The 25645-nt window shown below is 59.3% G+C and carries 24 protein-coding genes; 18 read left to right on the plus strand and 6 right to left on the minus strand.

The features are described 5' to 3' along the window. The first annotated feature begins 14 nt into the window (after nt 1–14). From argS to gyrA, 6 genes are all read left to right on the plus strand, one after another. The gene (argS, locus tag ACZ5IL_RS11760; RefSeq protein WP_464591599.1) at nt 15–1808 is read left to right on the plus strand and encodes an arginine--tRNA ligase; all 1794 of its coding nucleotides are present in this window, start codon (nt 15–17) and stop codon (nt 1806–1808) included. A 101-nt stretch (nt 1809–1909) separates the two neighbouring features. Beyond that, nucleotides 1910–3322 carry an SPOR domain-containing protein gene (locus ACZ5IL_RS11765; RefSeq protein ID WP_464591601.1) on the plus strand — a complete coding sequence of 471 codons (1413 nt, stop codon included), beginning with the start codon at nt 1910–1912 and terminating at the stop codon, nt 3320–3322. Nucleotides 3323–3369: 47 nt separating this feature from the next. Continuing rightward, a complete protein-coding gene (gene nagZ, locus ACZ5IL_RS11770) occupies nt 3370–4395 on the plus strand; it encodes a beta-N-acetylhexosaminidase (protein WP_464591603.1) in 1026 nt (341 codons plus the stop codon). Continuing rightward, nucleotides 4392–5228: a segregation and condensation protein A gene (locus ACZ5IL_RS11775; RefSeq protein WP_464591605.1), complete on the plus strand. Its 837-nt coding sequence runs from the start codon at nt 4392–4394 to the stop codon at nt 5226–5228. The genes nagZ and ACZ5IL_RS11775 overlap by 4 nt, the downstream gene beginning before the upstream one ends. A gap of 19 nt (nt 5229–5247) precedes the next feature. Continuing rightward, nucleotides 5248–5985 carry an SMC-Scp complex subunit ScpB gene (scpB, locus tag ACZ5IL_RS11780; RefSeq protein ID WP_464591607.1) on the plus strand — a complete coding sequence of 246 codons (738 nt, stop codon included), beginning with the start codon at nt 5248–5250 and terminating at the stop codon, nt 5983–5985. A 347-nt stretch (nt 5986–6332) separates the two neighbouring features. Then, the gene (gyrA, locus tag ACZ5IL_RS11785) at nt 6333–9074 is read left to right on the plus strand and encodes a DNA gyrase subunit A (RefSeq protein WP_464591609.1); all 2742 of its coding nucleotides are present in this window, start codon (nt 6333–6335) and stop codon (nt 9072–9074) included. 91 nt (nt 9075–9165) lie between these two features. Here the strand turns inward: gyrA and ACZ5IL_RS11790 are convergent, their stop codons facing one another. Further along, complete coding sequence (locus tag ACZ5IL_RS11790; RefSeq protein WP_079446965.1) at nt 9166–9420, minus strand: hypothetical protein; 255 nt, start codon at nt 9418–9420, stop codon at nt 9166–9168. Nucleotides 9421–9740: 320 nt separating this feature from the next. Here ACZ5IL_RS11790 and coaD point away from each other — a divergent pair, with 320 nt between their 5' ends. From coaD to tgt, 6 genes are all read left to right on the plus strand, one after another. Beyond that, nucleotides 9741–10238 carry a pantetheine-phosphate adenylyltransferase gene (gene coaD, locus ACZ5IL_RS11795; protein WP_464591611.1) on the plus strand — a complete coding sequence of 166 codons (498 nt, stop codon included), beginning with the start codon at nt 9741–9743 and terminating at the stop codon, nt 10236–10238. Nucleotides 10239–10270: 32 nt separating this feature from the next. Then, complete coding sequence (locus ACZ5IL_RS11800) at nt 10271–10831, plus strand: peptidylprolyl isomerase (RefSeq protein WP_464591613.1); 561 nt, start codon at nt 10271–10273, stop codon at nt 10829–10831. Nucleotides 10832–10840: 9 nt separating this feature from the next. Further along, entirely contained in the window at nt 10841–11269 is a 429-nt protein-coding gene (locus ACZ5IL_RS11805; RefSeq protein WP_464591615.1) for a hypothetical protein, read from the plus strand. Next, the gene (locus tag ACZ5IL_RS11810; RefSeq protein ID WP_464591617.1) at nt 11245–11706 is read left to right on the plus strand and encodes a peptidylprolyl isomerase; all 462 of its coding nucleotides are present in this window, start codon (nt 11245–11247) and stop codon (nt 11704–11706) included. Before ACZ5IL_RS11805 ends, ACZ5IL_RS11810 begins: the two co-directional genes overlap by 25 nt. A 112-nt stretch (nt 11707–11818) precedes the next feature. After that, on the plus strand, nt 11819–12901 hold the full coding sequence (gene queA / locus ACZ5IL_RS11815) for a tRNA preQ1(34) S-adenosylmethionine ribosyltransferase-isomerase QueA (protein WP_464596898.1): 1083 nt from the start codon (nt 11819–11821) through the stop codon (nt 12899–12901). Next, nucleotides 12898–14031, plus strand: a complete 1134-nt coding sequence (gene tgt, locus ACZ5IL_RS11820; protein ID WP_464591619.1) for a tRNA guanosine(34) transglycosylase Tgt — start codon at nt 12898–12900, stop codon at nt 14029–14031. The genes queA and tgt overlap by 4 nt, the downstream gene beginning before the upstream one ends. Before the next feature lie 27 nt (nt 14032–14058). Here tgt and ACZ5IL_RS11825 read toward each other — a convergent pair whose 3' ends face one another. Further along, on the minus strand, nt 14059–14274 hold the full coding sequence (locus tag ACZ5IL_RS11825) for a hypothetical protein (protein WP_464591621.1): 216 nt from the start codon (nt 14272–14274) through the stop codon (nt 14059–14061). A gap of 207 nt (nt 14275–14481) precedes the next feature. On the opposite strand from ACZ5IL_RS11825, the gene cysK reads away from it, so the two are divergent. Next, nucleotides 14482–15459, plus strand: a complete 978-nt coding sequence (gene cysK / locus ACZ5IL_RS11830; protein WP_464591623.1) for a cysteine synthase A — start codon at nt 14482–14484, stop codon at nt 15457–15459. 120 nt (nt 15460–15579) lie between these two features. Here the strand turns inward: cysK and ACZ5IL_RS11835 are convergent, their stop codons facing one another. Both ACZ5IL_RS11835 and ACZ5IL_RS11840 read right to left on the minus strand, forming a co-directional pair. Then, on the minus strand, nt 15580–16077 hold the full coding sequence (locus ACZ5IL_RS11835; RefSeq protein ID WP_464591625.1) for a hypothetical protein: 498 nt from the start codon (nt 16075–16077) through the stop codon (nt 15580–15582). Nucleotides 16078–16093: 16 nt separating this feature from the next. Next, the gene (locus tag ACZ5IL_RS11840) at nt 16094–16444 is read right to left on the minus strand and encodes a hypothetical protein (RefSeq protein ID WP_464591627.1); all 351 of its coding nucleotides are present in this window, start codon (nt 16442–16444) and stop codon (nt 16094–16096) included. Nucleotides 16445–16947: 503 nt separating this feature from the next. Here ACZ5IL_RS11840 and ACZ5IL_RS11845 point away from each other — a divergent pair. Further along, nucleotides 16948–18093: a PcfJ domain-containing protein gene (locus tag ACZ5IL_RS11845; RefSeq protein ID WP_464591628.1), complete on the plus strand. Its 1146-nt coding sequence runs from the start codon at nt 16948–16950 to the stop codon at nt 18091–18093. Nucleotides 18094–18270: 177 nt separating this feature from the next. Here ACZ5IL_RS11845 and ACZ5IL_RS11850 read toward each other — a convergent pair whose 3' ends face one another. Beyond that, a complete protein-coding gene (locus ACZ5IL_RS11850) occupies nt 18271–18471 on the minus strand; it encodes a twin transmembrane helix small protein (protein ID WP_079446955.1) in 201 nt (66 codons plus the stop codon). Nucleotides 18472–19536: 1065 nt separating this feature from the next. On the opposite strand from ACZ5IL_RS11850, the gene ACZ5IL_RS11855 reads away from it, so the two are divergent. The 4 genes from ACZ5IL_RS11855 (at nt 19537) to ACZ5IL_RS11870 (ending at nt 24557) form a co-directional block, all read left to right on the plus strand. Next, nucleotides 19537–20766 carry a tyrosine-type recombinase/integrase gene (locus ACZ5IL_RS11855; RefSeq protein WP_464591630.1) on the plus strand — a complete coding sequence of 410 codons (1230 nt, stop codon included), beginning with the start codon at nt 19537–19539 and terminating at the stop codon, nt 20764–20766. 323 nt (nt 20767–21089) lie between these two features. After that, nucleotides 21090–21341, plus strand: coding sequence for a helix-turn-helix transcriptional regulator (locus tag ACZ5IL_RS11860; RefSeq protein ID WP_464591632.1), 252 nt, complete (start codon nt 21090–21092; stop codon nt 21339–21341). Nucleotides 21342–21428: 87 nt separating this feature from the next. Then, on the plus strand, nt 21429–22403 hold the full coding sequence (locus ACZ5IL_RS11865) for a hypothetical protein (RefSeq protein WP_464591634.1): 975 nt from the start codon (nt 21429–21431) through the stop codon (nt 22401–22403). Nucleotides 22404–22466: 63 nt separating this feature from the next. Next, nucleotides 22467–24557, plus strand: a complete 2091-nt coding sequence (locus tag ACZ5IL_RS11870) for an AAA family ATPase (RefSeq protein WP_464596899.1) — start codon at nt 22467–22469, stop codon at nt 24555–24557. Between the two features lie 20 nt (nt 24558–24577). Here ACZ5IL_RS11870 and ACZ5IL_RS11875 read toward each other — a convergent pair whose 3' ends face one another. Then, nucleotides 24578–25639 carry a hypothetical protein gene (locus tag ACZ5IL_RS11875; RefSeq protein ID WP_464591636.1) on the minus strand — a complete coding sequence of 354 codons (1062 nt, stop codon included), beginning with the start codon at nt 25637–25639 and terminating at the stop codon, nt 24578–24580. Between the last annotated feature and the right edge of the window lie 6 nt (nt 25640–25645).

The raw sequence follows: 25645 nt of genomic DNA on the forward strand, positions 1-25645 counted from the left end.
AAATCGCAGAAATCATGACCAATTCCAGTCCATCGCAGCATCTTTTCGCGGATGTGCTTGCGCGAGTGCTTAAGGCGTGCGCCGCGCTTGTGGAAGACGGCGCGCTGCCGGCCGGGCTTGATCTGTCGCGGATCGTGGTTGAGCCGCCGAAAGATGCCGCCCATGGTGATATGGCGACCAACGCTGCCATGGTGCTGGCGAAGGACGCCAAGGCCAAGCCGCGCGATCTCGCCGAACGGATCGTGACGAAACTGCGCGCCGATGACTTGATCGAAAACGCCGAGATCGCCGGTCCAGGTTTCATCAATCTGACCTTAAAGTTGCAAGTCTGGTCTAATGTACTGCGCGACCTGATTCGCGAAGGCGAGGGCTATGGCCGCAGCGCGGCCGGCGCGGGCGAAAAGGTCAACGTTGAATATGTCTCCGCCAACCCGACCGGCCCCATGCATGTCGGACATTGCCGCGGTGCAGTGTTCGGCGACGCGCTGGCGAGCCTTTTGTCGTTCGCCGGCTATGACGTTACGCGCGAATACTACATCAACGATGCGGGCGCGCAGGTAGACGTGCTCGCGCGCTCGGCATTCCTGCGCTATCGCGAGGCACTCGGCGAAAACATCGGCGAAATTCCGGAAGGGCTTTACCCCGGTGACTATCTGAAACCGGTCGGGCAGGCGCTTGCCGACGAGCACGGCGACAGGCTGCTCAACGCGCCCGAAGCCGAATGGCTGCCGGTCGCGCGCGCCAAAGCCATCGCCATGATGATGGATATGATCAAGGGAGACCTCGCCGCGCTCAATATCCAGCACGAGGTGTTCTTCTCGGAGCGCTCGCTGATCGAGGGCGGTATGGACCGCGTCGCCGCTACCATCGATTTTCTGCGACAGAAGGGCGACGTCTACGAGGGCCGATTGCCGCCGCCGAAGGGTGCTCCGGTAGAGGACTACGAGGATCGCGAGCAGACTCTGTTCCGCGCCACAGCCTACGGCGACGATGTCGATCGTCCGCTGAAAAAATCGGATGGCGGTTACACTTACTTCGCCTCCGATATCGCCTATCACAAGACGAAATTCGACCGCGGCTTCCTCAACATGGTCGATGTCTGGGGCGCCGATCACGGTGGTTACATCAAGCGCGTTCAGGCCGCGATCAAGGCGGTCACGTCGAGCCAAGCAACGCTCGATGTCAAGATCGTGCAGCTTGTGAAGCTGTTGCGCAACGGCGAGCCGGTGAAAATGTCAAAGCGCTCCGGGGATTTCGTGACGTTGCGCGAAGTGGTCGATGAAGTCGGCTCCGATGCCGTGCGCTTCATGATGCTGTTCCGCAAGAACGATGCAGTGCTGGATTTCGACCTCGCCAAGGTGATCGAGCAGTCGAAGGACAACCCGGTGTTCTACGTGCAGTACGGTCACGCCCGCGGGTTCTCGATCTTCCGCAACGCGCGGGAGGTGTTTCCGGACCTTCCCGAAGCGGATGCGGCGCGGAGGGATTTCCTCGGGACGGCGGACATGGAACGGCTGTCAGATCCGGTGGAAATCAGCCTGCTACGGAAGCTGGCGCTCTACCCGCGAACCGTCGAAGCGGCCGCCGTGGCACACGAACCGCACCGGATCGCATTCTACCTGTATGATCTTGCAAGTGAATTTCACGCGCTTTGGACGAAAGGGCGCGATTTGCCTCATTTACGCTTCATTATCAATAATGATGCACAAATAACCAGGGCACGGTTGGCGCTGGTTCAGGGTGTTGTCGCTGTTCTGGCATCCGGACTTGCCGTTCTCGGCGTTCACGCGCCGACCGAGATGCGATAGTGGTTTAGCCATCATGAAGGGGATCGTGATGGGCTTGATTGGCAGCTGTTTCGTTTAGAACGAGCGAGTTGGCGCCTTTCCGAAAGGGACGCGACATCACAATGGCTCATCGATATCAGGACAGACCTTTCCCGGAGGACGATGATTACGGGCGCGACGATCGGGGCGCGACAGCTCCCCCGGAGCCGGATCCGCTTGCGGAACTTGCGCGTCTGATTGGTCAGACCGATCCCTTCGGCGATGTCAAACGAGGAGCGCCGGTGGCTCCGGTGGATGATCCCGTGGATCACTTCGAGCCGCAGCCAGCCGTAGAGGAAGAGGTTCCAGCCGGTCCGCCTCAGTGGATTCAGAGGCGGATGACCCAACCTGATCCTTCGCCGGAGCAGTTCGAATCCCCGCCGCATCCGGTTCTGCGGCGCGCGGCGGTTTATCCTGACAACCAGCATCAGCCGCCTGAGCCAGAGTCATATTATCAGGCCGACCGTTATGACGACGTGCTGTACGGGAAGCGCCCGGACGAGCAGCCGGCGTACGCGTATGGGGATCACGTTCCGCGCGACGCGTATGAAGGCCAGTTTCCGCGTGAGACCTATACGGAAGCGCCATTCGGCTACGAGAATGGTTATGAGGAAGATGAACCGGCACCCGGGCGTCGCGGCAAAATGGCAACCGTGGTCGCGGTTTTAGTGCTCGCTGTGGTCGGTACCGGTGCGGCGTATGCTTATCGCACCTTTGTTGGAACTGCCCCGAAAGGTGAGCCTCCGGTCATAAGGGCCAACACCGAACCGAACAAGATCGTGCCTCAGCAGGCCGCTTCGGGGGATGCCGTTGGCAAGTTGCTTCAGGACCGAATGTCCTCGGAGAACGGTACCGAGCAGATGGTGTCCCGTGAGGAGCAGCCAGTTAACGTCAAAGATGCCGTCAACGCCGGTCCGCGTGTCGTATTCCCGCCGTTGAACCAGAACGGCCATCCGCCGTCCGCAGCAAGCGTGGCTCCGAACATCAAGCCTCCCGCGACGGCGGCAAACGGAACAGTTGCTGGCGATGAACCACACAGGGTCAGGACCCTGACGGTCCGTGGTGATCCGGCCGATCTAACGGCCGCGGCTGTTGCGCGGCCTGAGTCCTCCGAATCTCGGCATGCGACTCCCACGGGTCCTGCATCCGGGGCAAATGCACCTCAGTCGGTGTCGCCACAGGCTGCCGAACCGCGCACCCGAATAGCTTCGACCAATCCGACGCAGCAGGCGCCGGTCGTCGCCAGTACGGGAGGTTATTTGGTGCAGGTTTCCTCTCAGCGTAACGAAGCGGACGCGCGGGCGTCGTTCCGGCACCTGCAGGGAAAATTCCCGGTGCTGGGATCGCGCGCTCCTTTAATCAAACGCGCAGACCTTGGCGCCAAGGGTGTCTACTATCGTGCGATGGTCGGTCCGTTCGGTTCTTCCGAGGAGGCCTCGCGTTTCTGCGGAAGCCTCAAATCGGCCGGCGGACAGTGCGTCGTCCAAAGGAATTAACGGCCGATTCCTTGACCGTCGCGGCCGATGAAGGCTAATCGGCCGCCATGAGTTCGCGCGCATTCATCACGGGAGCGTCAGGCCTAAGTCTGACAACGGAGGAGCGCGAATTCCTGCGCGAACAGCGCCCGTGGGGGTTCATTCTGTTCAGAAGGAATGTGGACAATCCCCTGCAAGTCGCGCGTTTGGTTCAGGAGTTTCGAGAAGCGGTCGAGGATAGCGATGCTCCCGTCCTGATAGACCAGGAAGGTGGCCGCGTGCAGCGGTTGGGGCCGCCCCACTGGCCCATCTATCCGGCGGGCGCCACGTTCGGCGTCCTCTATGACCGCGACCGTGATATGGGGCTGAAGGCCGCACGGCTCAGCGCACAACTGATCGCGACCGATCTCGCCGATCTTGGCATCACAGTCGACTGCCTGCCGCTGGCGGATGTTCCGGTGCCGGGCGCGGATGCAGTCATCGGTGATCGCGCCTATGGCACCGATCCTCACAAGGTGGCGACGATCGCGCGGGCCGTTACTGAGGGACTAGAGCAGGGTGGTGTTCTGCCGGTTCTCAAGCACATTCCGGGTCACGGGCGGGCGACCGCTGACACCCATCACCGACTCCCGATTGTAGAAACCTTGAAGGACGATCTGGAGACCTTTGATTTCGCTGCATTTCGTCCCCTTGCGGACCTGCCGATGGCGATGACCGCACATGTTGTGTTCAGTGCAATTGATGCCACCCAACCGGCCACGACATCTGCGACAATCATCGAACAGGTGATTCGCGGCACCATCGGGTTTCAGGGATTGTTGATGAGTGATGATGTGTCCATGAACGCGTTGGCGGGATCGATCGCCCAGCGGACGAGGGCGATCGTTGCTGCTGGCTGCGACATGGTCCTGCACTGCAATGGCAGTCTGGATGAGATGCGGCAGGTCGCTAGCGAAGCTCCGGAGCTGTCGGGTTCGGCGCTAGACCGCGCCCGGCGAGCGCTGGCGGCGCGCAAACCGCCGCAACCATTCGATCGCGAAGCGGCGCGGGCGGAACTCGACGCGTTAACGGCAGCGGGGACGGCGAGCGCATGAGTGCGGAAATTCTGTCGTTTGAAACAGGCCGGCCCACCGAGCCCGTCGTCATCGACGAGGTTGCGCTCGTGGTCGATGTCGAGGGTTATGAAGGCCCGCTGGACCTTTTGCTTGCGCTTGCCCGCCAGCAAAAGGTCGACCTGGCGAAAATTTCCATTCTGGCGCTTGCCGATCAGTATCTCGTTTTCATAGAGGCGGCCCGCAAGATTCGTCTCGAACTGGCTGCCGACTATCTGGTCATGGCGGCATGGCTGGCATTTCTGAAATCGCGCTTGCTGCTGCCGGAGCCGCCGACGCCGGATGGGCCCAGCGCCGGTGAGATGGCGACGGCGCTTGCCAATCGGCTGCGGCGCCTTGAGGCCATCCGCGAGGCGTCGAACCGCCTGATGAATCGTCAGCAGTTGGGGCGTGACCTCTTTCCGCGAGGCAACCCGGAATCGATCGCTGAAATTCGCCATCCGAGATTCACCGCGACGTTGTTCGACCTGCTCTCCGCTTATGCCGTGCAGCGGCAGCAGCGTGTCTTGACGACCGTTCATATGGCCAAGCGAACGGTCTGGTCGTTGAGCGAAGCACGAGCCTCGCTTGAGCGTCTGGTCGGTCTCTCTGGCGAGGATTGGGGATGCCTCGACCAGTATCTGATGACCTTTGTTGTCGATCCGTCGCAGCGGGCTACCGTGCTCGCGTCGAGTTTTGCGTCTGCACTCGAATTGGTGCGCGAGGGCGTCATGGATCTGAATCAAAAAGAGGCATTCGCACCGCTTTATTTTCGCAAGCGTGCGCGGCAGCCGTCACCCGATCCGATGGCGGGGCCGGACACCTCGGCGCAGTAAGTGAAGAAGGAGAGCGAGCATGGCAAGCCTGGCGGAAATGCGCGTGGAGCAGCTCGAGGAGTTTGAGTCGGAACGACCCGCAGCGCGTCCCGAGGAATTGCGGTTGCTGGAGGCGTTGCTGTTCGCTTCATCCGAGCCGCTGGATCAGGCCGCGCTGGCCAAGCGGATGCCCGACGGCGTCGACATCAAAATGGCCCTTGCCCAGTTGCAGGCGGACTACGCCTCGCGGGGCGTCAACCTGGTGCGCATCGCCAATAAGTGGACATTCCGTACAGCGGGAGATCTGGCGTGGCTGATGACGCGGGAAAGCACGGAAACCCGGCGTCTGTCGCGCGCAGCGATCGAGGTGTTAGCGATCATTGCCTATCATCAGCCTGTGACCCGGGCGGAGATTGAGGAAATTCGCGGCGTCGTCACCTCCAAGGGGACGCTCGACGTGTTGCTGGAGACCGGGTGGATTAAGCCGCGCGGCCGCCGCAAGACACCGGGCCGCCCGCTCACCTTCGGAACGACGGAGACGTTCCTGTCCCAATTCAGTCTCGAAAATCTCGGCGACCTGCCGGGCCTGGAAGAACTGAAGGGAACGGGGCTGCTGGATTCTCGTCTACCGGGAGGGTTCAGTGTTCCCACACCTTCCGACGATCCGACTTTGCGGGACGATGAGGAGCCGCTTGAGGCGGGCGATCTCGAATTGGCGTTAGTCCCGCCCCTGGATCCTGAAAGCGATAGTTCGAGCAGCGGCGGCGCTGCGCAGTAGGTTCTAAGCCTTGGGCTAGAGGCTCTCCGCTTCTGACGGGATCGGTCGCGGGCTCGATGTTTTTTGTCTGACGCGTTTAGCCGCAATTTTTTGCGTGTGCTCCGCCGCCGCTTGCGTTGCCTGCTGGACCTCCCGCGCCGGCCGAACCCCCACCACCATAAGCGCCACGAAGGTCGTCAGCGCGTAGTCCAGGACCACCATTCGACCATCAGATTCTGGTTGCCGTTATAGCCTATAAGTGTCTGAAAAAACGACGGGAAAAAACCGCCTTGCGGGGCTGCCGAAGGTGGTCTTCCGAGCCTCAGTAAGCTATATGAATCCAAGTAGAAACCGACCGGAATCCTTCTTTGTCAGACACCGACGACACCAAGCCTGGGGAGCCGCCGGCGCCTTCGGGCATTCGGCCCGTTTCGATCCTCGATGAGATGAAACGCAGCTATCTCGATTACGCCATGAGCGTAATCGTGGCGCGGGCGCTGCCGGATGCGCGCGACGGTCTCAAGCCGGTTCACCGGCGAATTCTCTACGCGATGTACGAGAACGGTTTCGAGTGGAATAAGCCCTATCGCAAGTCGGCGCGCACCGTCGGCGACGTGATCGGTAAGTACCATCCCCACGGCGACCAGTCGGTCTACGACGCGCTGGTGCGCATGGCGCAGGGTTTCTCGATGCGCGTGCCGCTGATCGACGGGCAGGGCAATTTCGGCTCGGTGGACGGCGATATGGCGGCGGCCATGCGCTACACCGAATCCCGCCTTACCAAGATCGCGCAATCGCTGCTCGACGATATCGACAAGGACACCGTCGATTTCCAGCCTAACTACGATAACAGCGAGAAGGAGCCCTCGGTCCTTCCGGCGAAGTTTCCAAACCTTTTGGTCAACGGCGCCGGCGGCATTGCCGTCGGCATGGCCACAAACATTCCGCCGCACAATCTCGGCGAAGTCATCGACGCCTGCGTGGCGCTGATCGACAATCCCGCGCTGGGGATCGACGACCTCATCAACATCATTCCGGGCCCGGATTTTCCAACCGGCGGCATTATCCTCGGGCGGCAGGGCATCCGCTCGGCTTATCACCTCGGCCGCGGCTCGATCGTGATGCGCGGCAAGGTGTCGATCGATACGATCCGCAAGGACCGCGAAGCGATCGTGATTTCGGAGATCCCGTATCAGGTCAACAAGGCCAGTATGGTCGAACGTATCGCCGAGCTGGTGCGCGAGAAGAGGATCGACGGTATTTCGGATTTGCGTGACGAATCCGATCGAGAGGGTTTCCGCGTCGTCGTCGAGTTGAAGCGAGACGCCGTTCCGGAGGTCGTGCTCAACCAGCTCTACAGGTTCACGCCGCTGCAAACCAACTTCGGCGCCAACATGGTGGCGCTGGATGCAGGTCGTCCGCAGCTCATGAATCTGAAAGACCTGCTGACGCTGTTCATCGCATTCCGCGAACAGGTCGTCACCCGCCGAACCAAATTCCTGCTCAACAAGGCCCGCGACCGCGCCCATATCCTGGTTGGCTTGGCAATCGCCGTCGCCAATATCGACGAGATCATTCGTGTGATCCGGGAGTCTCCCGATCCAACCACAGCACGTGATACCCTGATGTCGCGCGACTGGCCGGCGAAGGACGTGGCGGCGATGATCACGCTGATCGACGATCCGCGCCACCGCATGTCGCCGGACGGCACCGCGCGGCTGTCGATGGAGCAGGCCAAGGCTATTCTCGATTTGCGCCTGCAACGCCTGACCGCGCTTGGCCGCGAGGAAATTTCTGACGAGCTCGACAAGCTCGCGGTCGAGATCGCCGATTATCTGGATATCCTGCGGTCGCGCGCCCGCGTACAGGCCATCATCAAGAGTGAGCTTGGCGCGGTTAAGTCCGAATTCGCCACCCCGCGCAGGACGATTATCGTCGAACAGGAAGGCGAGGTCGAGGACGAGGACCTGATCCAGCGCGAGGACATGGTCGTAACCGTCTCGCACGCGGGTTATGTCAAGCGGGTGCCGCTATCGGCCTATCGCGCTCAAAAGCGGGGCGGCAAGGGCCGCTCCGGAATGCAGACGAGGGATGAGGATTTCGTCAGCCGGTTGTTCGTGGCATCGACCCATACACCGGTGCTGTTCTTTTCATCTCGCGGACAGGTCTACAAGGAAAAGGTCTGGCGGCTGCCGATGGCGGCCCCGAATGCGCGCGGCAAGGCGATGATCAACATTCTGCCGCTCGAACAGGGCGAGCGCATCACCACCATTATGCCGCTTCCTGAAGATGAATCGTCGTGGGCCGACCTTGATGTGATGTTCGCGACCACCAGCGGAACGGTCCGCCGCAACAAGCTCTCCGATTTCGTCGATGTCCGACGCTCCGGCATCATCGCGATGAAGCTTGGTGAGGGCGAGTCGATCGTCGACGTCCAGATCTGCACCGAGCGCGATGATGTGCTGCTGACCGCCGCAGACGGTCAGTGCATTCGGTTTCCTGTCACCGACGTGCGTGTGTTCTCGGGCCGGACATCGATGGGCGTGCGCGGCATCGCGCTGGCTAAGGGCGACCGGGTTATCTCACTGTCGATACTGCATCACTTCGACGCCACGCCGGCCGAACGAGCCGCGTACCTCAAACAGTCCGGCGCGATCCGCCGCGCTGCAACCGGCGAGGATATCGAGCCCGAGGAGGCGACACCCGAGGCTGACGAGGCCGCACATACCGATCTCTCGCTGCCCGAAGGGCGCTATGTGGAGATGGGCGCCGCCGAGCAGTTTGTGCTCACTGTCACCGCGCAGGGTTATGGCAAGCGATCGTCGTCGTTTGAATTCAGGGTTTCAGGACGTGGCGGCAAGGGCATCCGCGCGACCGATCCGACCAAGCTCGGCGAGATCGGCCATCTCGTGGCTGGATTTCCGGTCGAAATGTCGGATCAGATCATGCTGGTGAGCGATGGCGGGCAGTTGATCCGAGTGCCGGTGGAAGGCATCCGCATCACCAGCCGCGCTTCCAAAGGCGTTCGCGTGTTCAATACGGCGGATGATGAGCATGTGGTGTCGGTCGAACATATCCGCGAGGATGGCGAAAACGGCAACGGCGGATAGCGGGATTCGCCCTTTACGGCCAACATAGAGGCCGCTCGCGTCATGCGGGCGGCCCCTTTTTAAGCGATCAAGGAACGGAATTAAATCCAGATCAGCGATGCTCTGGCGTGACGAGCCGAGCTTCACGAACTACCGTTTTGGAGCCGGCGGCGCGAAGGCAGGACGTTTCGAAATTCGGCCAGGCTCGCTGTGAACAGGTCGTTCCAACCGGGTGGATGTCCAGCCGATCCGCTTTGGCGAGCGGAACAGGCGTGCTGGCGGAAACCTGGGGAGCAAAACCGGGAAGAACGGTGAGGGCGGCTGCGATGAACGCCGCGACCGCGACTGCGGAAAGAGCTTTGATCATGACGGTCCCCTGTGATTTGAGCCTGTCCGTTTGTTTTGGCGGCCCGTTTTGTTGGGCGGATTGATAACCGGCCCTGGTTTCGCGGTATCTTCGCCAGCCATGAAAAGCGGTTTCATCATGCGAAGAATTGTTTCACCTGGTCTTTCGGACGAAACAGAATCCTGAAATCTGTAATGATTTCAGCTGCCCCCTGACGTACGGTAAGACGCGGATACCCCCGCAGCGGTTCGATCGGCGCCAAGAAATAAATCGACGGAAGCCTCGAATATTGTGGAACCCGGCCTGCTTGCGGCCCCTGAACAGGCGCGCTAGAGGGGGTGATGCCACGCGTCGCGCTTTATCCGGGATCGTTCGACCCCGTCACCAACGGCCATCTCGATGTCGTCAGAAGCGCCGTCGTCCTATGTGACCGGCTGATCGTGGCTGTCGGCGTTCACCCCGGCAAGACGCCGCTGTTTTCGGCAGAAGAGCGTCTTTCGATGGCGCGCTCGGTGTTCGAACCGATCGCGGTCGAAGCTGGCTGCGCCTTCGATTGCGCGACTTACGACGAGCTCACAGTCGTGGCCGCGCATAAGGCCGGTGCCACGATTCTGGTTCGGGGCCTGCGCGATGGCACCGATCTCGACTATGAAATGCAGATCGCCGGCATGAACGAGGCTATGGCCCCCGACGTGCATACGGTGTTCGTTCCGGCTTCGCCCGGCGTCCGCCCGATCACCGCCACACTGGTGCGCCAGATCGCAACGATGGGCGGCGATGTCTCAGCTTTCGTTCCGCAACTGGTCGCCTCGAAGCTCAAGACCAAATTCGCCGGTTGAATGAACCGATCTTCCTCTGATCCGGAGTTATCATGATTAGAATCCTTGGCCTCGTCGCCGCGCTGATGTTCGTGGTCCCCGCTCTTGCGCAGCCATTGCCGGCCGGTCTCGACAAGCAGAACGCCATCGTGATCGACACCACGAAGGGCCAGATTATCATCAAGCTGCGGACCGACATCGCGCCCAAACATGCCGAGCGCATCAAGCAGCTTGCTCGTGATGGATTCTACAATAACGTTCCATTCCATCGCGTTATGGACGGCTTCATGGCGCAGACCGGCGACGGCAAAAATTTCAACGGTACCGGCGGCTCGAAGTATCCGAACCTCCAGGCCGAGTTCTCTACCGTTCCGTTCAAGCGCGGCGTGGTCGGCATGGCGCGCGCGGGAAGTAATGACTCGGCAAATTCGCAGTTCTTCATCTGCTTTGACGACGCGTCCTTCCTCAACAACAAATATACCGTGGTCGGCGATGTCGTCTCCGGCATGGATGTGGTGGACAAGTTGAAGAAGGCGCCCGCCGGGTCGCGAAGTGGCACCGTCACCGATCCGGACAAGATGCTGAAGGTTCAAGTTGCCTCCGACATCAAGTGAGCGCAGCCCGTGCGCTGGCTGACCGTAATGGTTGCGATCTGCATCGTCGGCGTATCACCAGATACGATGGCGCAGGACGGCGGCGTGGCGAACCTAGCCGCCATGTCCGCGCGCTTGAAGGGATGCTGGCAGCCGCCCGCTTTGCCGCGCGACAGTGCCGGCATGGAGATCACCGTGCAGTTCACATTCAGGCGAGACGGTAGCTTGTTGGGTCGGCCGCGGATTACTTACGAGAGGCACGACGCAACGGACGGAGAGCGCATCCTCTACCGGACGGCCGTGATGGAAGCATTACAACGCTGCGCACCGATGCCATTTACCTCAGGCATGGGCGAAGCGATCGCGGGCCGTCCCCTGACCATCCGATTTGACGATCGACGAACCCCTTCCAAAGCAAGAGAAGAGAAGAGAGCATGGCTGAAAACGAAAACACTTTGATCCTCGAAACCACGCAGGGACCTGTGACCATCGAAATGCGCCCCGATCTCGCTCCCGGTCATGTTGCGCGGATCAAGGAGCTGGTTCGTGAGGGGTTCTACGATGGTATCGTATTCCATCGCGTTATCGATGGCTTCATGGCGCAGACCGGATGCCCGCAAGGCACCGGTATGGGCGGCTCAGGCCAAAAACTGAAGGCTGAGTTCAACAGGGAGCCCCATGTACGTGGCACCGCATCCATGGCGCGAGCGCAAAGTCCGGATTCGGGTGACAGTCAGTTCTTCATCTGCTTCGACGATGCGTCTTTCCTGGACGGGCAATATACCGTCTGGGGCAAAGTGATCGAAGGTATGGAGAACGTCGACAAGATCAAGCGCGGTGAGCCAGTGCAAAATCCCGACAAGATCGTGAAGGCCAGGATAGCGGCCGACGCTTGAGGCGATATTCCGACTCTTCAGACCGACGTGAAATGGCCGGATGCGTTCCGGCCATTGACGTTTCGGGCTAACGGGTTCAGTGACGAGTTACATCCGTCAGCTTGATAATTTCATGCGAACCGATCTCTTCGATTTCGAATTGCCGGCCGAGAGCATTGCGCTGCGTCCGGCGAGCCCGCGCGATTCCGCACGGATGCTCGTGGTACAGCCCGGGGCCGGTTTACGCGACCAACGGGTAAGAGATCTTCCAGAATGGCTGCGGCCCGGTGACCAACTCGTCGTGAACGATACGCGTGTCATCGCCGCTCAGTTGCATGGCCGCCGCATCGGTCGCGAGACTGAGCCGAGGATCGACGCCACGCTGATCAAGCGCCTCGACGGTTCTCGCTGGAGCGCATTGGTCAGGCCGGCCAAGAAGCTCATGACGGGAGACATCGTTCGCTTTGGCAACGAGGGACGGGTGTGCTTCCTCGGGCACCTCGATGCGCAGGTCGAAAGCAAAGGCGAGGAGGGCGAAGTGACGTTCGCCTTTTCGTTTCACGGACCGACGCTGGATCAGGCCATTGCCGATCTGGGCTCAACGCCGCTACCGCCATACATTGCATCAAAGCGCGCGCCCGACGATCGCGATGCAGCAGACTATCAGACGATGTTCGCAGCTCATGAGGGAGCCGTCGCTGCACCGACCGCGGGGCTGCATTTCACGCCGGCGATCGAAGCGGCGCTGCGCGAACGCGACGTGGGCCTTCATCGGATCACCCTGCATGTCGGTGCCGGTACGTTTCTTCCGGTCAAAGCCGAAGACAGCGCTGGGCACCGTATGCATTCGGAATGGGGTACGATATCCGCCGAAACCGCGGCCGCGCTGAACGCGACGCGAGCGAGCGGGGGGCGGATCGTTGCCGTCGGAACGACATCGCTTCGGCTTTTGGAAAGCGCGGCAGGCGACGACGGTCAAATCGCGCCGTTCACCGGGGAGACCGCGATATTCATCACGCCGGGCTATCGCTTTCGCGCGGTCGATATCCTGATGACAAATTTTCATCTGCCGCGGTCGACGCTGTTTATGCTGGTCTCGGCCTTTAGCGGTCTTGAAACCATGAAACATGCCTATGCTCATGCGATCGCGGGGGGGTACCGGTTCTATTCCTATGGCGACGCTTGCTTGCTGTTTCCGAACAGGTCGGACGCATGAGCCTCGCCAATCATTTCGAAATTCTTGGACGCGACGGCAGCGCTCGCACTGGACTTCTCACCACAGCTCACGGCGCGGTGCGGACACCGGCGTTCATGGCGGTCGGGACACAAGGCGCCATGAAGGGCCTCCAATGGCAAGAGGTGCGCGACGCCGGGACCGATATCGTGCTCGGCAATACCTATCACCTGATGCTGCGGCCCGGAGCTGAGCGGATCGACGAACTCGGCGGCTTGCAAAAATTCACGACCTGGGGCGGGCCGATGTTGACGGATTCCGGCGGGTTCCAGGTGATGTCGCTGGCCCAGTTGCGAAAGGTGAAAGAGCAGGGCGTGACGTTTCGCTCTCATATCGACGGTACCGCGATCGAACTGACGCCTGAACGCGCCGTCGAGGTTCAGCGGCTGCTCGGCTCCGACATCGCGATGCAGCTCGACGAATGCGTGCGGCTCCCCGCCGAGCGTACCGACATTGAGCGCGCTATGCAGCTCTCGCTGCGCTGGGCCGAGCGTAGCAGGCGCGCTTTCGAGGGCGCCCCCGCCGCCAACATGCTGTTCGGCATCGTTCAAGGTGGGGACAGCTCCGATCTGCGGCGCACGAGCGCATGCAGGCTGACCGAGATCGGCTTCCACGGCTACGCCATCGGCGGTCTCGCGGTCGGAGAACCGCAGGCCATCATGCTCGCGATGATCGAGGAAACCGCGCCGTGGCTGCCGGTGGAACGGCCGCGCTATCTGATGGGTGTGGGGACGCCGGAGGATTTGCTGGAAGCAGTCGCGCGTGGCATCGATATGTTCGATTGTGTCCTGCCGACGCGGAACGGACGCCACGGCATGGCCTTCACCCGCTTCGGCCAGATCAATCTTCGCAACGCCCGTCACGCCGACGACCCGCGTCCACTCGACGAAGAGAGTTCGTGGCCGGCATCGCGAAATTATTCGCGCGCCTATCTGCATCATCTAGTGCGATCCGGTGAAACGCTCGGCGCGATGCTACTCTCCGGGATCAACATCGCATATTATCAGAGTCTGATGCAGGCCATGCGCACGGCGATTACAGGAGGAACCTTTCGGCAGTTTCGCGAGCTGACACGCGAAGGCTGGGCGCGCGGCGATATCGCCATGCGCTGATGTCTGACCGCATCGGAAAAGATCGTATCAATTGCAGGCGATGCGTCGGACAACATGCTTGGTTACGAAGCCATAACCGCACGTGTCGCAGCTCCACAAGTGGCCGATGACGTTGTCGGGCAGGTATGCGGATGCTTCCGCTGCAATCATCGAGTCGGCGCAAACCGGGCATGTCGGAAGATCGCTTCCGCGAGGCGCGGAGTGCGGCAGGGCGGTCGGCCGGATTTCAGCAATCGCTGGCATTCGTGACCTCCTTATAAAAATTAATCAGTCTGGACTTTCGGGCACGGTACACGCATCGTTTGACGATGTCGCAACACAAATACGTTTCTTTTACGAATTCCAGTCCGGCAAGAATCGGGTTTGGCGCAACGTATTGCTGCCAGACTTTAGCCCCCGATACGCTGGCTGATCGTGATGAGCATTGTTCAACTATTCGAGGACGCTGACATGGATACAAAATCAAAGGTTGATGCACCGCACCATGCCGGCCGTGGCCGTGTGTTCGACAGCATTGTCGATACGGTTGGAGACACCCCGATCGTCCGGCTTCGCAGGCTGCCACAGCAGCATGGTGTGAATGCAATCATTCTGGCCAAACTGGAATACTTCAACCCAGCCACGAGCGTGAAGGATCGTATCGGCGCGGCAATGATCGTGGCAATGGAGAAAGCTGGCAAGATCGAAGCCGACACGGTTCTGATCGAGCCGACCTCGGGAAACACTGGCATAGCGCTGGCGTTCGTTGCGGCCTCGCGTGGCTACCGCCTGAAGCTGGTGATGCCAGAGTCGGTCTCGACGGAGCGCTGCAAGATGCTGGCCTTTCTGGGAGCGGAAATCGTTCTGACGCCGGCGGCAGAGGGTATGAAAGGGTCAATCGCCATGGCCGAGGAACTGGTGCGCACGACCCCGCACGCCGTCATGCCGCAACAGTTCAAGAACCTCGCCAATCCGGAGATTCACCGGCTCACCACGGCCGAAGAGATATGGAACGATACCGGTGGGAACATTGATTGGGTCGTGGCTGGGGTCGGTACTGGCGGGACCATAACGGGGATTGGTCAGGCCCTGAAGCCCCGCAAGCCGTCCTTGCGCATCGTTGCAGTCGAACCCGAGGAGAGCGCCGTACTGTCGGGCGGACGGCATTCGCCGCACAAGATCCAGGGGATCGGCGCGGGTTTTGTCCCCCAAATCCTGGATCGTTCCGTCATCGATGAGGTCGTGAAAGTCGATAGCGCCACGGCATTGGAAACCGCCCGTGCCTTGGCGCGTAGCGAAGGCATTCCAGGGGGGATTTCGTCCGGTGCAGCTGTTGCAGCGGCGCTTGCCATCGGCCGGAGGCCCGGCAGCGAGGGCAAAACCATTCTTGCCGTCGTCCCCTCGTTCTCGGAGCGGTATCTCTCGACGGCGTTGTTTGAGGGAATCTGACCAGAGTCTTTCACCGCTTCACGGAACGGTGAAAGACTCGATCTTTTTTCCGACGCGCTTTCTTCACGCAACCGAATTGCACTTCGCTCGGAGGCGCTATGCCGAAGACTGCGCTTGAAATCAGGAACGGGACAGCGAGATACTGGCCCCCTTGAACTGGCCGTCCGAACTGATGACCACGTCCTGCCGGTTGCCGTTCGTCTTCATCTTGAGCTTTGCCGTAAATGCGGGAGCGCTGACGTCGACGTTAAACTGGCCGTTACCGGCCCGTCCTTCGAGGGTTCCGCTAACATTGCGGCTGGTCTCGCGCCACTCTCCCGACAGAACGCCGTTTCGAGCGAGCACATTGCTTCTGAGTTCGAATTTGTAACTGTCGCTGGCGCATAGCAGCGTCTGATTGAGGCCCTGGGAATCGCCACTCACGGCATAGGTGGCCTTGCAGCGGATCTTTTCGGTCGAGCCATCCTCCAGCTGTATAGTGCCACGTCCGGTCCAGACGCCCGCCAGGCCGTCAAACGGCCCCGCTCCCGCGGAACTAGCGGATATCGACAGCATCACCACAGCGCCGAGCGCGCACGCGGCGGATAATCCTCGTGACATGGTCCCCCCAAATCCCATTTGCATCATCCCAATATTACTGACGCGAAGCTTCCCAGCGCCCGCTACAAGGAACTCCTCCGGACGCTCCGTTCCACTTACCCGATCCGACGTTACCGTTGAGCTGTCCGTTGGCGTAAGCGCCACGGATCGATACCTTCACGTAGCCTTGGTTTCCGACGCTGCCGGTGATGTCAGCGCCTGCCGCCGAAACCTTACCGTCGGTAACGGTCAGAGGATATTGCGCCACCGGGTCGCAGGTGCCCGTCTTGGTGACGATCCTGACGTTCCAAAGCCCGTCATAAGTTTTTCCGGCAAGCGCCGGAGAAGCCAAGCCCGCAATCAGGCCACATGAAAAAAGAACAGCATGAATGCGAACATGACGCATGAACTAATTCCTCGATTTTCGTGATCGCCGCGTTATTCCGGCAGATTGTGTCCAAAATAGCGGCAAGGCGAATCGCGGCCGATGGCTTGAGTCCATCGTCACGTTAGCGTGCACGAAATAGTGTCTCGGTCGATATTGGCCAATCACTAATCAATTCAATATATTACCTCCGCACATCAATTGCGCACTTAAAGAAAATTCCTGACCCGCCACTGTTGCTGTCCAGCAAAACCGTAACGAATCGGGCAAGTTTATTGATCTTGAAACGCTCATACTCAGTTTCGGCGAGGAAGAACAGAGATCTTCAAATACGGCTGCCGGCAAGCCAGAATTTCAGATGCTGTTCGTTGAGGATAGCGACATGCGGGCCCTATGCCTTCGACGATTGGCAACTAGAGGTTACCCACCGTGTTGCTTCAAAGGAGTTCAAAGGAGAGAATATATTCAATCCGACCGAAGCCTAAAGTCGGGACGTTTCTGGTCGGGAATGCTCAAGGCCTCGCATGAAGGATGACGCACAGAAGAGCCTGCTGCAGTGGCTGGCTCCCGAATTCGCAGCTAACGGTCTGCTGCGGGATGAACCTTGGGTTCAGGCCTGTGCACGCGAAGCTGAGAACATGTTCGCGGTCAGGCCATTGGCGATCGCGGCTGTGACCATGGTCGTGGCCGAACCTTTCGCGATCGATTATCTGCGGCAAGCTCCGGTCCTTGTCGTCGCGGCGGCGCAGGGCATGGAGTGTTTTCGCCCAAGCGAACGAGAATTTATCCAGCAGGACTGGCAAGCGATTGTTCATGATCGCCCAAAATTGCGCGATCTCTTGAGGTATTATGGACTTATCCGGCCCTTACGCGCGCTCAAAGGGCAAGCGTTTCGTGCTGGTCCCACCGAATATCAGACCATTCAGAGTTTGTGCGATATCCCGCCCTCACCATTGGCGCAGGCAATTCCATCCGCGATCCGCAAGCAGCACAACTGGTTGCGCGCGCTCGGGGAATGGTCGGAGGCAATGTGTCGTCGTGAGCAGAGCGCGAAGGCCCTCTTTGACTGGGCAGTGTGCGCGATGGGTGATCATACGGCGAACACGGCGGGTGGTCCCCTGGATCAGGCGTCCGCTGTTGCGGATTATGCGGCATTTCATATCGGCCAGTTCAATCGGCGCTGGAGTTATGAACGCGCTTACCGAGCGGCGCTCGAATGGCACGATGAGCTCGCGCAAGCCAGCAGCGAGAAGGCGTACCTTCTGACCCACAAGATCGGGTGGAACGAGGTTATCGACTATGGAGACCTGCCGCGCAGGAGGATCATTGATGGGTACGAAATTGTAGCGCTCCAGTCAGGCGCGGCGCTTCACGCTGAGGGCGCGGAAATGCATCATTGCGTTGCGAGCTACGCGGGAAATGTCATACGCGGCTTCAGCCGAATTTTCTCGGTGCGCGGAGACGGCCAGCGGCTTGCGACGTTCGAGGTCAGTAAATCAGGCTTCCTGCTTGCGTCGGGCGAATTTCTTCAATTGCCTGCCAGAAAACGCTCGCCTTACAAGCTTATTCAGATCAAGGGACCGTACAATGCCGAGGTCTCCCAGGAGGTTGAGAAGGCGATTCAGGCGTTTATCTCCAGCCTAAACCAAGCCGCCCCAACGGTCGGTTGAGCAGTTTTTGTCCCAGGTTCAAAAATCCCAGGTCCAAGAGTGACGACAAAAGGCCCGCCATCCACGCGTGAGGGAGGCGGGCCAGGTCGAGTGAAGTCGGACGGTACCCGGCCAAGGGAGACCGCCCGGATCTGGCAATGCGCTAAGAGGCAGATGGTTCCCTGAGACCGTGTAGATCTACTGCTGTCCCATCATCGACCAGATCGTCAGCATGACTAAGACGATCGCGATGAATTGCAGTACAACTCGGGTTTGCATCAGGTATTGCGAGCGCCACGGATTGCCGCCGCGCATCATGTTTACGAGGCCTAGCACCAGTACGGCCGCGACGGAAGCCAGCGCGATCGGGATCATAATTTGACTTAGGAATTCTGTCATGCTGGTAAAGTCTCACGCTGCTTGATCGATCTAATAGACTGTACGAGAGGGAAGGGGTTCCGCAACCGGAAACCTTCTCGCCCCGTCAAAACGAAGTCCGAGTTTGGCGACGATTTATACGACGCGGAGCCCTGAATTGCGACAAGACTGGCGCGGATTATCGCCGTCCTTCAATCGTAACGGCGGCGCTGGCGCGTCGAACATCTCGCCAAGCGCGAAGCCTCGGAACTATCGCGCTCGCGCTCGGTTGATGCTTCAAATGGAGCGATCAAAGGGAGCGATTGATGGCGAATATTAGCGGCGGCGCGGAAAATGAAGGCGCACTCCGAAATGCATCCGATCAGGTCAAGCGCGCCACGCGAGACTTGGCTGCTAACTTAACGAAATCGGGCTCAGCCGCTTACGATCACGGCTCCGATCTCGTCGCCAGAAGCCCGGGGAGCGCTCTCTTAACGGCAGGAATTATCGGTTTCGCGCTGGGCGTGATCTTGACCAAAGGCTCGCAGCCGCCCCGGAACAGTCTTCAACGATATTACGATCGCTATACCCATTAGATGGTCCCGAGGCTCGTACCTCAAGTAGGGACGATTAGGCGACTTTGGCGCGAGATCGTATGCGAGGTCCCCCTGGGACGTCTATAGCCCCAATTGCTGGTGCTGTAGCGGATGAGGGCGATTGGCGAGCCGAGGGACGAAGCGCTCAAAAACCACCCAGCGGTCCCCTAGCGAATAACGGTTTCGAAAACTTCGGATATCCCACCAGGACGAACGTTTTTCACCTACTGCGAGAGGTGGTCTAGCCGGATGGCTAACGAGTTGATTTTGTGGTGAGCGCGGAGGGACTCGAACCCTCGACCCCATGATTAAAAGTCGAAAAATCGCCGTTTTAGGGTGTTTTAGGCAGTATGCCGTTGTCTGAAATTACAATGACTTACGCGCTAATATGTACGTATTTGTATAAGAGCGTTTGAGGAATTTGTTTCCCCTGTGTTTCCCGAGGCGCGTTTACAGCCGCTGACATCATGTGCTCTATTGGGAATTTAGAGCACATGACCGGGGGTATCCAATGGCGGAGAAAATCACGTCGGACTGGTTACAAACGGCCACCGCTGGAAGCGGCCAGCGGATAGAACGCATGGACTCGGCCTGCCGGGGACTACAGGTCCGGATCAGCGAAGGCGCGAAGAGCTTCTGTTTCGTGCATCGTCCGAAAGGCGGGAAGCCGATCAAGCTCACCCTGGGCCACTTTCCAGACCTGACGCTGGCCGCTGCCCGGAAGCTGGCGGATAAGCACCGCGTGGCCGCCGCGTCCGACCGGGACGTGAGAGCTGAAGATCAGGCGAAGCGTCGAGCGCAGGCAATCTCGCAAACCACATTCCGAGAATTGGCGGACGATTTTGTCCGGCTGCACGGCAAAGCAAAAAAGCGATCCTGGGAAGCGGACGAACGCCAGCTTGCGCACTTCGCAGAAGGCTGGCCGGACAAGACGGGCGCGAAGCGGCTTCCGGCGTGGGGGCGTCGCGCCGTCTCGACGCTCGGCCGAGACGAGATCGCTACCGCGCTGTCGAAGATCGCGGAACATGCTCCCGTTTCCGCGAACCGCCACCAATCGAGCCTGCACAAAATGTTCCGATGGGCCGTAAGCGAGGGCAGGCTGAAAGGAAACCCGATGGCCGGGCTGGCGAAGCGAGCCGATGAAAATAAGCGTGAGCGCACCCTGTCGACCACCGAATTGAAAGCCTTCCTACGCGAACTAACAAACCCGAAAAGTGCCATCGGCAGCACGACCCGCGCGGCGTTGCGCTTCATCCTTCTGACCGGCCAACGCCCTGGCGAGGTGGTCGGAATGACGGTTGACGAACTCGACTTGACGGAAGGCGAGGGGACTTGGACCATTCCGGCCGCGCGTTCGAAGAACAAGCGAGCGCACGTTGTCCCGCTAACCCCGGCCGCGCTCGCAGTCATCAAGGCCGAGCTTGAAGGCCGGGAGAATGCCGTCGCGGTATTTCGGTCACGAACCTTCGGCGACCGGCCGATGAATCGGCATAGCTTGCCGCACGCTTGCGCCGACATTGCTGTGAGGCTCGGCATTCCGCATTTCGTGGCGCACGACCTTCGACGGACAGCGGCGACAATCATGCGAGGGGCGGGCGTTGCGCCCTATGCCGTGGAAAGCGTTCTGAACCATCTGCCGCCAATGCTGGTCCGAACGTATCAAAATCACGACCCGGTGCCCGAGCGTCGCGGGGCGCTTGAAGCGCTGGCGCAAGCAATCGGAAACCTGTCCAAGCCCTGAAAATTATTTTTTTGTCGGAAGTGGCGCAAAACGGCCGGAAGATCGTTTTCACTACGGAAGCGGGCCGCAGGTCTTTTAAATTGACGAAATTCGATTTGAGGCCATACGCTGCCAAATAGGCCAAGCGGTCACCGCTTTGGTCCTGTCATTCGACCGGAACGAAACCCTGCGCACCTTTACGGCGGGCAGGAAAAGAGGCCGGTTCGTCTCCGACGTGCGAAACCCCGCGTCGGCTGGTTCAGACAACCATTAAACCCTCGAACGTTCTTTGACGGCGTGGCGGCCGAATGACGGCGTGCGCCCGCATGGTGGGAGATTCTACAGTGACCGATCATAATGACTTGCCGCAGTATCTCGAAGTCGCCAACATTTGCAAACGCTACGGCAGTCCGACGCGGCCCCGGTCTAGGAGTTGGGTTTACACGAGCATATCGAACGGCGAGCTTCCCGCGCCGATAAAAATCGGCGGCAAGATTCTGTTCTCCCGCGCGATGCTTGAAGCACGCGATGCTAAGCGGCTTGCGCAGGCCGAACGCGAGACGCAAGAGCGGCTTGCTAGTCGCGCGACGGCCTAAGCCGCGTCGCTTAAAATTCCCACATCATCTGCGGTCCCGCGCCGTCTTTGCGCGCGGCAAGCCGAAGCACCTATCGGACTTAGCCCTATGACTTCTTTCGACGCCCCGCATCAAGCCGGGCAGCACGATCCCGATTGCAATCCCAACGAACTACCGTTCAGCCCCGCATCCCTAACGCTGATCTCAGACGCTCGCCAGAGCCGCGGCGGCGAGTTGCTTGCCCAGGGCAATCGTGACTTGGATGACGACATTGACGCAAAGACCTTTCGCTTGCGCGAGCAAATTAAGCGCCGCGAGTTTTTCCAGCGCGGCTTATTGCGGGACTGCCGCTCCGACGATGAACGACGTGCCCGTGTCGAGCGCTGCATCAGCCAGCTTGAGCATACCAGGGCCGAAGATATCCGCGCCGCCATTGTCGCCGCTTTGGACGACGCTCTTGCGGGCCTGCACTACACGTTCAAGCAGCGTCGAGACTATATCGCGTCTCGCCTTGGCGTATCGGTTGCAACGGCAAATGCTCGCGTAAAGCGGGGGCAACATATCCTAGCGCTTGCGGCGCGAATGGCAGCCGAGAAATCGGACGACCTTGTCGACGCTGAGCCTACCGACGCGACACCCAAGTGCATCAAGCCAAACCTCCGGAGCGCAACGCGCAATACCCAATTCGACAGCGACGCGCGCCGCAGCGCAATCGCTTCTCTGTCACCGGAGGAACAAGTTGCCTTTGTGCGTTTGCTGGAACGTCAGTCCGTCGAAGGCGAGATTGACGCAGTCGACAAGGCCGACCGGGCGAGCCGAATCAAGATGTTACCGCACGCGTACAATTGTGTCTTGGACGACGTAGGTCGCAGCGACGATCAGTCTCGCAGACTTCTCGCCCGCATGTCCCCCGAGGATCGAACGGCGCTTATTGCGGATTGGGTCAGCGAGAACATTGACGCTGCGATTGGCGGTAATGCCGATCAGCGGCAAGCTGCACGCGACAAATATAGCTCCCGCGAGTATGAGCGAATGGTTCGCCAGTATATTGAACAGAACAAAACGCAAGGCATCGCGGCATGAGCGTCGATACTACCGGCGAACGCCGCAACACGAACAAGGTCAACGCCATTAGCTTTAGCCAAGATCGGCGTAGCTGTATTCCCCTCAAGCGGCAAAGTTCCGCTAGTCCCCCGATTCAATAAGCTCGACACTGATATCACGCCCGAAGACCGCGAAGCCGCGATAGAGGAATTTTGCGAGAAGAACGAGGGCAAAGACCCGATTCACGTCGGCGCGACCAAAGACCCCGAGGTCGTCAAGCGCATGTGGCGCGCACATCGGGACGCTGTACCGTCTGTCGCCTGCGGCCCAAGTCACCTCGTGGTGCTCGACGCCGACCAAAAGGACAACGGCCCCGAGCTTATGGACGCGCTGTTCAAAGAGAACGGCGGCGTACCGGCTGGCGTACCTGTGCTGCCGACCAAATCAGGCGGCAAGCACTATATCTTTTCAGATGCAGACGGCGCGTTCACCAACAAAGCGGGCCTGCTCAAAAAGAACTACGGCACCGATGTCCGAGGCACGGGCGGTCAGTTCGTGGCCCCAGGCTCGATCCGCGAAGACGGCAAAGCCTACGGCACCCGCGCCGATCTGGCCGCATTCTGCCGCGCGGTCACATCAAAGCAGTTACCCCCACTTCCCACTTTCATCACCGAGTTGATCGGCGCGTCGTCGGGCGACCACAACGAAACATCGCTAGGCGAAACCGATAGCGATTACCGTGCCGCACTTGATGACATCGAAAGCGGGAAGCGCGACGACTATGCGTCGCTCTTCGACGCGACAGGGGGAACATATCCGCTCGATTTCATCTTTGAGAATCGACCGGACTTCAAGTTCTTTTGCGACCATCCCGGCGAAGATCGGTCGGCAAACCGCCTAAAGGCCGCGACGTTCCTGATCGGAGCATATCCGAATCTGAGCGCAGCCGATTATGCGGTGTTTTGCGAGGAACATAGTGACTGGACCGGCGAGCCGAGCAATCGCGAACTGGCGCGGGAATACACGCGGGCGAAGCGCAACCCGGCGAACGTCTCGAAGCCTAGCGATGGCGAAGCGTTCGGCGCTGTCGTCGAGAACGAGAACGGTAAGAAGCTGCCATTTGAGTTCGAGTCTGATGTTGCCGCGAATGCGACTCTGCCGGATTGGCTTATCGGAGAAATCATCGAGGCCGAGACTCTTTGCGTGATCTATGGTGCCCCAAATTCGGGGAAGTCTCTTGCCGTGCTCGACATGCTTTACCACGTTGCGACCGGAAAGCCGTGGCGGGGCCGGGACGTTAAGCGGGGCAGCGTCTTGTATATCAGTGTTGAGGGGCCGAACGGCACGGCGCGCCGCGCAAAGGCTTGGCGCGAACACCACGGCATTGCGAACAGCGAGAGCTTGCCGTTAGCGTTCATTCGCGTCGACGTTGACCTGTTCAAAGACAGGAAGGCTGCGAAAGCCATTGTCGACGCCGTAGCTCTGTTAGAGTCGATGACCGGGCTACCGTGTCGTGCTGTCGCAATTGATACCGTCAACGCTGTGACGCCTGGAATGGACGAAAATTCGAGCGCGGACGTTGGGGTGTTTCTGCGCAATTTACGAACCATCCTTGCGGAAACGAACGCAACCGTTATGCCGGTTCATCATACGGGAAAGGACGAGAGCCGTGGAATGCGGGGCTCAAACGCGTTGCTCGCAAAAGCGGAAACGACGTTGTTTGTGAGCGACGGCGTCTTATCGACCGTGAAGATGCGAGACGGACAACGTGGTCAGCGCCTCCCGTTCGCTATCAAAATTCTGAACTTATGGACTGACGACAAGGGCAGGCCAGTAGGTGCTCCGGTTGTTATCGAGCCGGAAATTGGCACGTCGCTAGGGGCCGTGACCGAAGATGATGACGAAGCGGTCCCATTACCGTCCGACACACCTGCGGACAAACTTGCGGCCACGCTGCGAGCCTTGGAGTCTTGCGTCGTGGAGCAAGCCGAAGTAACGGGCGACGCGATCACGGAGGTCGGGGTGACCAGGGGTAACGTATTCGCGAGGCTGAACCGGGATCGTAAGTCCGCAGGGCTGCCCGAGCTTAAAGAGCCGACGTATGTGACGCGGTTGCTCGACAAGCTCGTAAAGAGCCATCAGGCGGTTTGCGTGGGGGCTAACAGACGGACAGAGTATCGCCTGACCGGATGAAAGTGCAAACATGGTGATTGTCATACCCAGTCAACCGATAGTTCATCGTCATAGCGCATGCCTTCGAGATAACCGGTCATACTGTGATTAGGCAGAATCCGGGTTATGCGCTTTTTGTGTACTTCGTAGCCGGGATAGGGATCAGAGATAACTTGTTCAAAAAACCTCTGATGCCTAGGAGAGAGGTAAGTCGTGATTTCGTGCAGGAAGGCGTGCACGGCTTCATAATCACGTACCACGGACGTTGGCTTATTTATCGCTTCAAGGTGCTCGAACAACTTTAGGATATTGTCGCCACCTGTCGCAAATAGCGGTCGTCGCCCCTCAAAATAGACAGTTTCAATCTGCTCCATTTCCGGATCCATGTTCCCATGAATCGCGAAGTTTCTGCGGTTCATCACGCGCATGAAATCCGCGTAGGCCTTTGTATCTTTGCGGATGACTGCAACGAATCCATCGCAGTTTTCAGCAATCAATTCTATACGGCGGGGAATTTTCGCCCTAACGAATGCTCTATAAGCTGCCTTATCATCCAATATGGACTTCTTGCAGAACGCTAGAATCAGCATGTTGAAGTAGGCTTCAGCCATTATCGGTGTTAGCAGCCGTAGAGTGAGACAGTTGCCGTATAGCGCGGTCGCACGCTTGCCCAACACATCTAATACCTTATGGTATTTACGTATCGTGCGTTTAGAGCTTGTGGAGCGTGGTAGCGTAAGGTTCGGGGGGTCCGCGTCGACAATTATTGCATGCCTCTCCGCACAAAGTCCGGAAATTCTGACAAACTTGTTTTGGAAAGACAGATATTTTTCGAACGTCTTCGTTATGGCGGATTTTTCATTACCGAGTCTTCCGAATTCATCCTTGAGGGTAAGGATTAACTGCTTCCAGTCTGGATCGGACAGGTCTTCCGAGACGAGAATATGCACGTTGCGCGACGTGCCAGCGATGTGAATGTCTTCGTCATCAGCCTTGAGATTGAAGTCCCAGTGTATCCAGTTGTCGCTATCATCATTGCGGAGGAAATTCTGAAAGCCGTTAGGTTTTCCGAAGCGCGCGCGGAGATAAGCGTAAGTGTCCACAGGCCT

Source organism: Nitrobacter sp. CN101 (assembly GCF_055390255.1).